The organism is Nostoc sp. (assembly GCF_036916735.1).
In the GTDB taxonomy this organism is placed as follows: domain Bacteria; phylum Cyanobacteriota; class Cyanobacteriia; order Cyanobacteriales; family Nostocaceae; genus Nostoc.
The window spans coordinates 250392-262861 of record NZ_JBALFV010000094.1; the positions used below are offsets into that span (position 1 = coordinate 250392).

A 12470-nucleotide genomic window follows, 5' to 3' on the forward strand; every position below is an offset into this window, starting at 1 on the left:
AAAGCCTTTGAACCTGAAAGTTGAGCCTTTGAGCTTGGAAGTTGAGCCTTTGAGCTTGGAAGTTGCACCTTTGAGCCTGGAAGTTGAGCCTTTGAGCTTGGAAGTTGCACCTTTGAGCCTGGAAGTTGAGCCTTTGAGCCTGGAAGTTGCACCTTTGAGCCTGGAAGTTGCACCTTTGAGCTTGGAAGTTGCACCTTTGAACTTGGAAGTTGCACCTTTGAGCTTGGAAGTTGCACCTTTGAGCTTGGAAGTTGCACCTTTGAGCTTGGAAGTTGCACCTTTGAGCTTGGAAGTTGCACCTTTGAGCTTGAAAGTTGCACCTTTGAGCTTGAAAGTTGCACCTTTGAAAGACTTAATTACAGAAATTTGTTTTTCTTGTTCAGAAAAGTTACTGATTTCTGCCTCCTTTTCTCCCAATACGGTTCAGTTAAGGCTAAAACTCTTTGTTAAAGTCAATTTTTTTAACGAACCGCCAAGGACGCGAAGGGAAGGCAGCGCGGTCTTGGGGGTCTCCTCCATGAGCGACTGCCGTCGCAAAGATAAGGAAGAAATGCTTAACCCAAGCGTATTGCCTTATCTCCCCCAGTCTCCACTCCTATTTTTCTTCAGCAACCCAGTTTGTTAATTTAAAGTCCGATTTTGCTAACCCCTGCAAGACTAAAAATTTCTTTGTTCCTTCTAAAAGTTTCACTCCCTCGGCTGGTAATGGTTCTTCTGATACCTGTTTGAGGGGGAACGATACTTTGATAATATCGATGGGATATTTAGTAGTTTGGGCATGGTACTGATAATATTCTTCAGAATTGGCTTTTAAATCCTTGGCTGCTTCTGTGAGAATTGCATTAAATTTCTGGGGAAAATCAGGCTGTTTTGCCAGAAAGCTTTCAGTTGCGACAACTAATGATGTCCCTGACAAACCTTGATGATTTGCCGAAGAATCAATCACTGGAAACCCTTGTGATTTCAAATAAGGCCCCAAATCGCTTGAGGTTGCATAAGCTGCTACATCACCACGTTCTAAAGCCGCTTTTGCCTCAGTAGTCATCAAGTGAACAATTTTTACATCCTTGGGAATTTTAGCTTCAGCTAATAGACCCAGGAGGTATCGATGCATATAAGAACCTTTTTGGGTAGCTATTTTCTGACCCTTAAGTTCAGCAAGCGATCGCGGGCCATTCTTTTTCGCTACTAACCAGGCGGTTGTATTAAATTGACTGATCCGCAGCAGTCGCGTTTCGACACCCTTAGCTCTCAAAACTATGGCTGGTGTATCGCCTAAAGAACCAACATCTAATTGTCCGGCAACAAGCGCCTCATTGAGATCCGGTCCGTTAGGAAATCTGGCAAAAGTAATGTTTTTAAATCCCACTTTTTGCAACTCTCGATTTAAAATTCCCTTTTTCTTTGCCCAACCAAGCGATCCTGTAGGTTCTGCACTACCTACATAACCTATTCGTAGGGTAGAAATGTTATTGGAATCAGTGTTATTGACATTAACAGCCTCAATGGATTGAGCAGATTTAGTTTCGCCTTGGCTACATGCTGTAGTTAGTAGCAGTAGGACACAAGCCACTGAAGTTGATAATCTAGAAGTAAATTTATTTTTACTAATAGAACTTGTTCCTACTTTGAACGACAGCATGACTATTTTCTCCGTCGCACTATTTAATCTGCTTCAGAATCTGGAATGTTTGATCGGCTTTTGCTGTTGAAGTGCGTTTATGTCCCCAACCAACGTTTTCCCGATAACTACCCAGTAGTCCAACTTCTGCCAATTCTGCTTCGTTAACTGAAGTCGTTACATCGCTCTCTGGTGCAACGTAAAGCGCATCAACTGGACAATACAATTCGCACATATAACAGGTTTGACAGTCACTCTGTCGGGCAATAGTTGGCGGCGCATCAGGTACTCTGTCAAATACGTTGGTTGGACAAATATTCACGCAGATATTACATTTTATGCACCGCGACTCGCTGACCAACTCAATCACACTGCTGCTCCTATTTTAGATAAAGGCTTTTCTGTAATATTTAGCGGCTGACTCTTCACCCAGACTCGATTTAATCCGCCACTAATTAGGTGATGTTGCTGATTGGCATCTTGTTCTGGATAGTCTTGATGTTTGTGCATCCCACGAGTTTCTTTACGTTCAATGGCACTGCTGTACATCCATCGTGCTGTGGCTACCATCGCCGCAGCTTCTCGCCCCCGGATTAGCTCTTTACCTGATGTTACTTGGCTACTACGAAGTTCTTGCCAAAGATGATTTAGCTTACTCAAAGACTCGGTTAAGCCTTTTTCTGTACGGAAATAGTTCTTTTCGTAGGGAAATACTTCAGCTTGGACTGCCTGAATTACTTCATCAGTCGCTAAGGAGCGATCGCTCCCACTCTGTAATCCTACCTCTCCAACACCCCTAACTTGTCCTTGAGTTTTGTATTCTCTGAGAGTGCGACTATATTCAGCAGCCGATTTCCCCGACCAATAGCCAGAAGATATTGCCCAAGCGGCATTATGACTACCGCCGCCAGTGAATCCGCCACAAATGAGTTCCCGTGTGGCGGCATCTCCCGCCGCATACAGTCCCCGTACAGAACTCGCACAAGTCTCATCGACAATCCGAATTCCTCCCGTACCACGTACAGTTCCTTCTAGGCGCAGAGTTACAGGGAAACGTTGAGTAAATGGATCGATACCTGCACGGTCAAAGGGTAAAAAGAAGTTGGGCTGTGCTAAACGCATAGATGGCCGCATCGATTCTGCTGCTTTGTCGATGATGGCGTAAACTGGCTGTTGCAGTAATGTCTGGGCAATTATTGACCGTCTATGAGAACTTGCCCCCGGAATTACAGTACCGTCTTCGTAGGTGAAAGTTGCCCAATTATAAAACAGGGTTTTGGTAACTGAAGAAAAGGCGGGAGAGATGCCATAAGCATTAGAAAATTCCATACCAGACATCTCGGCTCCTGCTTCTGCCGCCATTAGATAACCATCCCCCGTCAGGACGTTGCATCCTAACGCTTTACTGAGAAACGCACAGCCGCCAGTTGCGATAATTGTGGACTGCGATCGCACTATCCATTTCTCACCAGTCTGACGATTTACACCTGTTGCACCAGCAACAGCACCATCGTCATCTACTAGCAATTCTAAGGCGGGGCTGTTGTCTAAAATCTTGACTCCAGCGCGTTGAATTTGCCGCCGCATCAGCCGCATATACTCCGGCCCTTGCAGCGATCGCCGATAGGGTTTACCTTCATCGTCGGTAGGGAAGGGATAACCCCACTCTGCTAACTGATTAACGTTGATATAGGTCTGATTCAGTACTCGATCCATCCAATTGCGATCGGCTAAAAACCCACCCAACGATTCCCGACTCGCCTTTGCTGTTTCCCGTGCTTCTGGATCGGGTGGCACATACCACACACCATTTCCAGATGCAGCAGCGCATCCAGTTGTGCCGCAATACCCTTTATCTACAAGGATCGCCTTAGCTCCATTTGATGCAGCACTCCATGCCGCCCAAGTTCCAGCTGGCCCACCTCCAATTACAAGCACATCTACTTCTAAGTCGAGTTCAAAATCGTTTGTTAACGTCTTCAGCATCTACCATTTCCCCCTATTTATAAAGTCTTAAGCGTCAAGTCTTTACTCCATCCATGCTGCAAAATAAATATTTAAAAATCTAGAAATTGCGATCCCTTAATACAGGTTCTCACCAGCTTGATACTATTAATTACTTTATCTTTATCGGTAAACCGTAGTTTAAGCATAATAAAGTTTTTCACAGTTTTCGACAAAAAGCAAGCATTTTATCAAACAACTTCAAAGGTAAATTTATGTAAAATCAACTTTGTTGGGGTGAGGCAGGAGGCATGGGTGTCAACTTAAGCTAAAACTCCTTTTCAAACCTCGTTTTCAGCCTCTGGCTGGAAATGCTTGTCAGCCCCTTCCCTACGGGACGCTGGGCGAACGGGGAAGTCATATCATGTCCGGTTAAAGACTTATCGATTAAGGCAGCAGAGGGGCAGGGAGGCTTCAGGAGCAGAGGGGAAGGGTTTTTAGGTTTCTGCATAGATTCGGGAATCATAACTAATTGGTCGGACTTGATATCAAAAGTCAAAAGTCAAAAGTAAGAACCACCAAAATAAATTTCGGGGGCTTGAGTTAGAGGACCGGAGGCAAAGCGGCTCCAGCTTTGCGCTGTATTTCTTACACTGCATGTCTCGAAACACATTTTTTTATTTTCTATAAATAATTTCATGACTTGTACCCAATGGCACTAAGTACAATTTTGCGTAAAAGCGTAGCGTTTTTAATGCAGGGGGATGCATTGGCATTGTATCGGGATGCAATTGCATTGCAGGGGCACGCATTAACATTGTATTGGGATGCAATCGCATTGCAGAAGGACGCATTAATATTGTATTGGGATGCAATGGCATTGCAGGGGCACGCATCAACATTGTATTGGGATGCAATGGCATTGCAAAGTATTGCCTTTCTTTAATTCGCTACAAATTAATGAAATGCTGTACTAAGTTTAGCTCTTTATTAGGGTGAGGCAGGAGTTATAAAATCCTTTGACCACAAGCAAAGGAGTGCATTTTACTTTCATTCCCTTCTGCCTTATCTTAGTGATATTCCCCTTAAGACTCAAGAATCCCCAGACTTTTAATTAAACAGATGTAAGCAAATTTTATTCAGTCCGGGGAGTGCCATTCGGTTAAAACCTAAAGACAGTACGAACCCAAGCAAATAAACTATCAGGATTGCTAGCATCAGAGTCCGGTGCAGTAATCCAGATTAAACCCGGTGTAACCTCAATATTATCTCCAATTTTATATTGGTAGAATGCTTCAACGTGCAGGGAAGTATCTTTGTCCGCTTGTCCTAGACCTTTTCCCAAATCTATATTCCTACTAAGACTGATCAGTTTTGGTTCCATACCAACCAAAATCCCCCCTAAAGCACCTTCACTAAAAAGATCCGGGAATGCCAGTCCTACCGCCCAATCCATAGCTTCGCCATCTCCGCGCCCCAAATAGCGGTGTACCCCATAACTTACCCACGCATTGATTGCAAACTTGGGATTAACTTGATAGAACGCTTGTAGACCATAAAGGTTGCCTAGAGTTGCTACTTCAGGCAGGGTGCTGTTTACCAAGTTACTCCCGACTGCTGGACCGAAATTTGTCCCATTAAAACCTAGTGTCCTTGGTGGGCTGTAGGTATTAACGTAAGTTGCAGCCACTCGAAAATTTCTATTACCGGAGTAATATATTAACTGTGCTAAAGCTAAATACCTGCCTGTAAATAAACCATTATTAGGTGTCGGATTGTTACCGTTTGGTGAGCTGTACGCTATCCCGAATTGAACCTGTTTACCTAATCCCTGGAGTATTGCAATCCCAGGCCCGCTATCTCCATAGTTATAGACCAAAGACCGCCGTGAAAATCGTGAAATTCCATTAGCACCAGTCGCAAAAGACGATTCAAAATATGGGTTAACCGGACCAGAAAGACCTATCTCATTAGCTCCGTCAGACAAGGGATAAATGTTAACTTGGGTATTTGGAAAAGGTAGAAACCGATAGCGAAGACCACTAAGAATAATAGTGTTGCGTGCAAAACTAATATTGGCGTTATCAGCAGTTCTCCCCTCATAAGTTCCCAATAATCCAGCTCTTGTTTGTCCCAATGATTCAATACTTCCACCTCCTATTGTCATAGCTAGTGAATCTTTACCGTTAAAACTGGTGTTTAACCGTAAAGAAGTTAAGCCTTGAAGTGTGGCATTGTGAGGTGCTGGTCTTTTAGTGACGACATTATTACCCGCCAAAAGTTCGCCTAAAACAATCTGAGATCGACCTATAAGTTTGGTTGTGGTCGTAAACTGAGTTGATTCTAACTTCGCACTTCGTGCTTCCAAGCTATCTAAGCGTCCTCGAAGTTGAGCGAGTTCTGGAGAAAATTGTTCTTGTAGTTTTTTGATAGTATCCAAGTCTTCCCGTTTGACTAAATCTCCTGTTGAAGTTGCTATTAGTTCATTGAGGCGATCTAAAGCTGCATTCAACCCAGCTGCAAATTCATAGCGCGTTAAGGAGCGATCGCCTTTAAATGTACCATCTGTATACCCCGCAATTACACCGTAGCGCTCAACTAGAGACTGTAATGCTTGAAATGCCCAATCTGTCGGCTTAACATCTGACAGTTGGGAGACGGATGTTACTTGTCCCGCAGAATTATTTGGAGCTTTTTTGTCAGTTGGTGGTGTAACTTGCAACAATTGCGAGACAGGTGTCACTCGATCTCGAAGATCATTTGGGTCTTTTTTACGAGTGACTGGTGCAATTGAAGTGTCTACTGTTTGATTGACAACTGCTTCTGGAGCTTTGTTCTTTTCTACTTCAGTAGTAGATACATCAGATTTAGGTAGTTCAGCCTGACTTTTGGGTGGATAAAAAATCAGGACAGCTAGAATATCTAGCAACGAAAGCAGGAACACTATGCATCTATAATTCCAGCGAAAATTCGACATTACTCCTTAACTCCTCAACCTTAAAGACGAATAAACTAGCTCTCAATTCGACAGACAAACCAAGTTAACAATTCAAAATCACGCTCCAGAATGAACTAACGCTGCGCTAACAAAATTCAAACATTTTAGACATTTCAGACTCTGACAAATATCGAAACCAGTACTAAGCAATTGAATGTACAACCAAAAACTCACAGTCAATTATGAATTCTGACGCTTGAAAAAATCTTATAAACGTCTTCAATGAGACATTCACTACTTTATAAAAGACTTTTATTTTTTTAAGTAGAATTCAAATATATGCTATATAAACTGATGCTTTTGAGACATTGTAATGGCGTTTTTTTGTTAGGCTGCACAAAGTTAATCAATGGCTGCTGACATTAACCAAGGCTTGATTTGGATGCAAGTTATTATTTGCCAATTAACGTTAACTGAAAACACTAATTTGTAATCAGCTATATTTTGACAGCATCAATTGTTAATTAAGTACAATAGCTTTATCGACTTACCGTACTTTATAAAATTATCTTTGCATAGAGCTTGCTACAATGCAATACCCAGTAATTTTCCATGAGGCGAAAATATGTCAAAATTCTTGGCTAAGTTAACTCCAGCAACTGCGATCGCTGACTGTATCGTAGGTAATAGCCGCAAATAGTCAGTAAAAATGAATGAAAAGCAGTATGACCAAGCTGTAGATAATTCGGGCTACACAGGCGCATTGTTTCCTCTACTGTCTCCAGCAAGAACTACCCGGTTGTTGAGCGTAGTCGAAACACTGCCTTTCTTCGCTCAATACTTGTCTAGATTTTGAGCAGTAGCATCTTCTAAATTATCTAGTTTGCCAGAATTTTTCGTTGAGTTGGAAGATTTGCCATAGAAGCCACCTACCTCTGCCAAAGTATAAAGGGGCCTAGCTTTAACTTCTTCATAGATCCGCCCTATATATTCGCCCAAGATGCCAACACTGACTAACTGCACAGATCCGAGAAAGAAGATTGCCATCAAAATAATCGTAAACCCAGTTAAAGGCGAATGAGGGACAAAAAGCCGCCAATATAAGACTAATAAAGCCATGAAGATGGCCGCCGCCGCCGCTACTAACCCTAAGTAGGTTGATAAACGCAGTGGCACTATTGAAAAGGATACTAGACCATTGATGGCAAGAACCAAGGATTTGCTGAAAGTGTATTTAACTTCCCCAGCAAAGCGGGGGTTGCGCTCGAACCGAATTGCTGTTTGCTCAAAACCAACCCAAGAACGCAGACCACGGATATAACGGTTGCGTTCTGGCATAGAATTGAGAATATCTACGATCTGCCGATCTATTAAACAAAAATCACCAGTGTCAGTAGGAATCTCTACATCTGCAAGCTTCTTGAGGATGCGATAAAAAAAGTAGGCAGTAAAACGCTTAAACCATCTTTCCTTGAGGCGTTGAGTGCGTTGAGCGTAGACGACTTGATAGCCCTGTCGCCATTTTTCAATCATGTCGGGGATTAGTTCTGGTGGATCTTGTAAATCAGCATCAAGGATGATGATAACTTGACCCCGGACAAAATTAAGACCAGCCGTAACTGCAATTTGATGACCAAAGTTTCGAGCAAAGCTTAGATAGCAAATGCGCGGGTCTTTTTGATGGAGTTCTCGCAGTAGTTTTAGGGAGCGATCGCGGCTACCATCATTGATTAAAATTAATTCGACAATACCATCCAGCCGATTCATTACTGCACTCAGTCTGCGGTATAGCTCAGGAATAATTTCTTCTTCATTATAAATTGGAACAATCAATGAATACTTTGGTAGCATCTAAAAATCTTGTTTAATTTTTGAACAGCCATCATTATCAAGGTTGCGTTCTTAGTATACCTAGCAAGATTCAAGTTCCATTCCGATAATTTATTTATTCTTTGGATTTATGTAATCTGAAGAGTCTGATTCTTTAAGGCTTTCTACAGCTTTTTTGGGAAAACTCCGGCGATGACGATACCAAGTAGACCCTGCTACCAGGGTTCCAGTTAAGCTCAAGGCGAATACTAGCGGCAACAAATCGCCTGTTTTGACTGCCTTCAAACCAGAACTACCTAGTAATACAAAAGGTAATACACTAGGAACAGTGCCAAGTGTTGTACCTAGAACATAATCTTTAAAGCTAATTGAAGTCAGTCCAGCCACAAAGTTGACCAAACCATAAGGCATAATTGGTACTAGTCGGATGGCAAACATATAAAAAAGCCCTCCACGACGTACCTGGGCATCCATTGCTTGCCAACGTCCTGCTAGTTGTTTTGCAACTGTTTGCCGTCCAATAGTTCGAGTAAAAATAAAGGCAATTATTGCCGCAATGACTGCTCCAACACTAGTCCAGAAAGTACCCAGCCAAGGGCCAAAAATTGCACCTCCAGTCAAATTTAGCACTGTTGAGGGCAAAACTAACATAGTTGCCACAACGTACAAAGCAACATAAATAACAGGTGCCCAGATACCAGAAGATTTTAGCAAAGGTTGAATTTGTGCTGGTTCAATGCCGCCAATCAGATATACTGCTATACCAGTAGCAATTATGCAACTTAGCGTAAGTACCAAAATACCAGCTTTCAAGTTCCACACTAAAATACTCCTGCTTTTTTTATAACGACAAAACTTGTATTCTTAACGACAGCCATTTTTGCTTCAAAAGTGTAATGATTACCAGTATTATCTGCAAAAAAGTAAATTTTGTGGGCATTTATTCTTTATGAATCATGAATCTACACTGGTTTTTTAAATAATTTCCTGTAAAATGCTGATCATAAACTACGGTAATTTGACAAGTTTACCGTAGTTTGAGTTCCTTATAGCCTGACAAACATGCAAATTCTCTGGTTTATTCCGACTGGATCTCATGACGGACGCTATTTAGGCACAGATATTGGCTCTCGTGTTGCCACACCTGATTATTTGCAGCAAATTGCCCAAGCTGTGGATAATTTAGGGTACACGGGTGCATTGTTACCTACAGGAAGTTCTTGTGAAGATGCTTGGATAACCGCCGCCGCTTTCATCTCTGCCACCAAGCAGATGAAATTTCTTGTAGCAATTCGCCCAGGAATTACTTCCCCAGGTGCTGCTGCTCGGATGGCAGCAACATTTGATCGGATTTCTAAAGGAAGATTGTTGATTAATGTGGTGACAGGTGGAGATCCGATACAACTTGCTGGCGATGGCTTACATCTCAATCATGATGATCGCTATGATTTAACCGATGAATTTCTCACAGTTTGGCGGGGTATAGTCAGTGGGGAAACAGTGGATTTTAAAGGAAACTACCTGGATATCAAAGGTGGTAAACTCCTATTCCCACCAGTTCAAAAACCCTATCCACCCTTGTGGTTTGGTGGTTCATCTGCTGCTGCCAAGCGGGTTGCTGCTAAACATATAGATGTTTACCTGACTTGGGGTGAACCTCCACAACAAGTAGCCCAAAAGATTGCCGAAGTTCAGCGACTGGCGGCTGAACAAGGTAAAACAGTGCGTTTTGGGATTCGCTTGCATGTAATTGTGCGAGAAACTGAATCTGCGGCTTGGGATGCTGCCAATGAGCTAATTAAGTATGTAGATGAGGATGCGATCGCCAAAGCTCAGAAACACTTGGCTAGTTCTGATTCTGAAGGACAGAGGCGCATGAGTCAACTACATAATGGTAGTCGAAAAACCTTAGAGATTAGCCCCAACCTCTGGACAGGAATTGGATTGGTACGGGGTGGTGCTGGTACAGCCCTAGTAGGAGATCCTGACACCATTGTGACTAGGATGCTGGAATATCGCAATTTAGGCATAGAAACTTTCGTGTTTTCTGGATATCCCCATTTAGAAGAAGCGTATCGCACTGCTGAATTATTATTTCCACGCCTACCTTTGCAAAGTGAATCTGCACCTTTAACGCCACCAGTCTTGAGTACTATTAGCGAAATAGTCACGAATGAAAAACTTACTAAACAACTAACTAGTGCTTCATAACCTAATAATTCGTAATTCGTAATGACGCTCGTTCCGACGCTCGTAAGTATTGCGTTAGCGACGTATAAGCGTATCGCTACCGCTTCTCTACAAGACGCTACACGGTTAATGTAATTCGTAATTAAAGAGCAAATTACGAGTTATGTAGGCGATGTTTGTAGATTCATCCTTTGGAACAATCTAAAATCTAAAATTCCATGACTATTACCTTTAAACACACCAAACGCAACAATAATATATCCCTGAGCGAGGTGTTAGACAACCCGCAAATTGAGAAAATAGTTCCTTGGATTGTGCCTGTTCTATTACTAATACTTTGGGAACTTTCTTCCAGAACTGGTTTACTCTCAAGCAGAATTTTACCAGCCCCTAGTGGCGTAATCGCTACAGCGATTAAACTAGCCTCTACCGGAGAACTTTTTCAAAATATAGGAATTAGTGCTGGGCGGGCAATATCTGGTTTTATAGTTGGTGGTAGTATTGGCCTTGGTTTGGGATTACTCAATGGCTTTTCTCATCTGGCAGAAAAGTTATTAGATAGTTCTCTGCAAATGCTTCGCACTATTCCCAATTTAGCATTAATTCCGCTAGTGATCCTCTGGTTTGGTATTGGCGATCAAGCTAGATTATTTCTAGTATCTATTGGTGTATTTTTCCCGATATATCTCAATACATTTCATGGCATCCGCAGTGTTGATCCTGGACTGATTGAAATGGGAAAAGTCTATGGGTTAAAAACACCACAACTTCTGTGGCAAATCATTTTTCCAGGAGCTTTATCTTCGATTCTCGTTGGTGTCCGTTTTTCGTTGGGGATTATGTGGCTGACACTAATTGTGGCAGAAACAATCGCAGCAGATTCCGGCCTTGGTTATATGGCAATGAATGCCCGTGAGTTTATGCAAACTGATGTTGTGGTCTTGAGTATTGTAATCTATGCACTGCTAGGTAAATTGGCAGATGCTGTTGCCAGAAAATTAGAAACAAAATTCTTGGCTTGGAACCCCAATTATCAAAAGTCATAAATGCCAAATTCACCAGAGTGAAAAGCTGAAAACTCTTGATTTTAACTTTTGACTGCGATCTGTTTTCTTCAACGTTCCATCAAATAAGTAAACCCAGCTGATTCTAAAAAAGGAGATTTTGCAAGTGAGTTATAATGTACAAGGTACACAGCTAAGTATTTTGGATTTGACTAAGGCTTTTGGTAAGAAAACTGTTTTAAACTCCTTGAATTTAAAAGTTGAAGCAGGTGAGTTTGTTGCTATTGTCGGACGTAGTGGTTGTGGTAAAAGCACTTTATTGCGTCTTGTGTCAGGGTTAGACAAAGCAACTTCAGGCGGAATACTACTGGATGGAGAACCACTGCATAGACTCAGCCGCTCTGTGACAGTTATGTTTCAAGACCCCCGCTTACTGCCGTGGAAGCATGTTGTTCAGAACGTGGGGTTGGGCTTGGAAGGTAATTGGCGTGAAAAAGCCTTGTGGGCACTTGGTAAAGTCGGACTCAAAGATCGGGCTGATGAGTGGCCGTATGTTTTATCTGGTGGACAACGGCAACGGGTATCATTAGCAAGAGCATTAGTCAGTCAACCGCGTTTGTTGTTGTTAGATGAACCTTTAGGAGCATTAGATGCTCTAACTCGCCAAGACATGCAGTATTTAATTGAGAACATATGGCGAGAGCGGAGATTTACTGCGTTTTTGGTTACTCACGATGTGGAAGAGGCTGTGGCGTTGGCAGATCGAGTAATATTGATTGAAGAAGGACAGATTTCTCTGGATTTGCCTGTGAGACTTTCCCGCCCACGAGATAGAAGTAGCGAAGTGTTTGTCAATATCAGAGAAGCAATTCTCAAGCGAGTAATGAGCCATGAAGGTACTCAGCCAAATAACCAATTGTTGCAGTTGAGTAGTTGAGATTTA

11 protein-coding genes are annotated in these 12470 nt (G+C 42.3%); 5 read left to right on the top strand and 6 right to left on the bottom strand.

The annotated features are described in order from the left end of the window. Nucleotides 1–7 precede the first annotated feature (7 nt). The gene (locus V7L20_RS21335; protein ID WP_334745993.1) at nucleotides 8–625 is read left to right on the top strand and encodes a hypothetical protein; all 618 of its coding nucleotides are present in this window, start codon (nucleotides 8–10) and stop codon (nucleotides 623–625) included. On the opposite strand, the gene V7L20_RS21340 is transcribed toward V7L20_RS21335, so the two are convergent. Genes V7L20_RS21340 through V7L20_RS21350 form a run of 3 tightly spaced genes read right to left on the bottom strand, consistent with a single transcriptional unit; the run spans nucleotide 596 to nucleotide 3607 of the window. Further along, nucleotides 596–1642, bottom strand: a complete 1047-nt coding sequence (locus V7L20_RS21340; protein WP_334745994.1) for an ABC transporter substrate-binding protein — start codon at nucleotides 1640–1642, stop codon at nucleotides 596–598. The genes V7L20_RS21335 and V7L20_RS21340 overlap by 30 nt on opposite strands. A gap of 19 nt (nucleotides 1643–1661) precedes the next feature. Further along, on the bottom strand, nucleotides 1662–1991 hold the full coding sequence (locus tag V7L20_RS21345; protein ID WP_334745995.1) for a ferredoxin family protein: 330 nt from the start codon (nucleotides 1989–1991) through the stop codon (nucleotides 1662–1664). Next, nucleotides 1988–3607, bottom strand: coding sequence for an FAD-binding protein (locus tag V7L20_RS21350; protein WP_334745996.1), 1620 nt, complete (start codon nucleotides 3605–3607; stop codon nucleotides 1988–1990). The genes V7L20_RS21345 and V7L20_RS21350 overlap by 4 nt, the downstream gene beginning before the upstream one ends. Nucleotides 3608–4277: 670 nt before the next feature. On the opposite strand from V7L20_RS21350, the gene V7L20_RS21355 reads away from it, so the two are divergent. After that, nucleotides 4278–4511: a hypothetical protein gene (locus V7L20_RS21355; protein ID WP_334745997.1), complete on the top strand. Its 234-nt coding sequence runs from the start codon at nucleotides 4278–4280 to the stop codon at nucleotides 4509–4511. Between the two features lie 216 nt (nucleotides 4512–4727). On the opposite strand, the gene V7L20_RS21360 is transcribed toward V7L20_RS21355, so the two are convergent. The 3 genes from V7L20_RS21360 to V7L20_RS21370 form a co-directional block, all read right to left on the bottom strand. Further along, nucleotides 4728–6542 (bottom strand): iron uptake porin, encoded by a 1815-nt coding sequence (locus tag V7L20_RS21360; RefSeq protein WP_334745998.1) that lies wholly within the window; start codon nucleotides 6540–6542, stop codon nucleotides 4728–4730. A gap of 795 nt (nucleotides 6543–7337) precedes the next feature. Further along, nucleotides 7338–8354, bottom strand: a complete 1017-nt coding sequence (locus V7L20_RS21365; protein ID WP_334745999.1) for a glycosyltransferase family 2 protein — start codon at nucleotides 8352–8354, stop codon at nucleotides 7338–7340. A 90-nt stretch (nucleotides 8355–8444) separates the two neighbouring features. Then, nucleotides 8445–9155 carry a TVP38/TMEM64 family protein gene (locus V7L20_RS21370; protein ID WP_334746000.1) on the bottom strand — a complete coding sequence of 237 codons (711 nt, stop codon included), beginning with the start codon at nucleotides 9153–9155 and terminating at the stop codon, nucleotides 8445–8447. Nucleotides 9156–9395: 240 nt separating this feature from the next. On the opposite strand from V7L20_RS21370, the gene ssuD reads away from it, so the two are divergent. From ssuD to V7L20_RS21385, 3 genes are all read left to right on the top strand, one after another. Continuing rightward, nucleotides 9396–10544: an FMNH2-dependent alkanesulfonate monooxygenase gene (gene ssuD, locus V7L20_RS21375; RefSeq protein WP_334746001.1), complete on the top strand. Its 1149-nt coding sequence runs from the start codon at nucleotides 9396–9398 to the stop codon at nucleotides 10542–10544. Between the two features lie 197 nt (nucleotides 10545–10741). Beyond that, nucleotides 10742–11569: an ABC transporter permease subunit gene (locus V7L20_RS21380; RefSeq protein ID WP_334746002.1), complete on the top strand. Its 828-nt coding sequence runs from the start codon at nucleotides 10742–10744 to the stop codon at nucleotides 11567–11569. A 124-nt stretch (nucleotides 11570–11693) separates the two neighbouring features. Next, nucleotides 11694–12464: an ATP-binding cassette domain-containing protein gene (locus tag V7L20_RS21385; protein ID WP_334746003.1), complete on the top strand. Its 771-nt coding sequence runs from the start codon at nucleotides 11694–11696 to the stop codon at nucleotides 12462–12464. Nucleotides 12465–12470: the final 6 nt, after the last annotated feature.

Bases quoted from the DNA above. Each gene is read 5' to 3' on its own strand.
- V7L20_RS21340 (WP_334745994.1), bottom strand. From the start codon at position 1,642: ATGCTGTCGTTCAAAGTAGGAACAAGTTCTATTAGTAAAAATAAATTT.
- V7L20_RS21350 (WP_334745996.1), bottom strand. From the start codon at position 3,607: ATGCTGAAGACGTTAACAAACGATTTTGAACTCGACTTAGAAGTAGAT.
- V7L20_RS21355 (WP_334745997.1), top strand. From the start codon at position 4,278: ATGGCACTAAGTACAATTTTGCGTAAAAGCGTAGCGTTTTTAATGCAG.
- V7L20_RS21360 (WP_334745998.1), bottom strand. From the start codon at position 6,542: ATGTCGAATTTTCGCTGGAATTATAGATGCATAGTGTTCCTGCTTTCG.
- V7L20_RS21365 (WP_334745999.1), bottom strand. From the start codon at position 8,354: ATGCTACCAAAGTATTCATTGATTGTTCCAATTTATAATGAAGAAGAA.
- ssuD (WP_334746001.1), top strand. From the start codon at position 9,396: ATGCAAATTCTCTGGTTTATTCCGACTGGATCTCATGACGGACGCTAT.
- V7L20_RS21380 (WP_334746002.1), top strand. From the start codon at position 10,742: ATGACTATTACCTTTAAACACACCAAACGCAACAATAATATATCCCTG.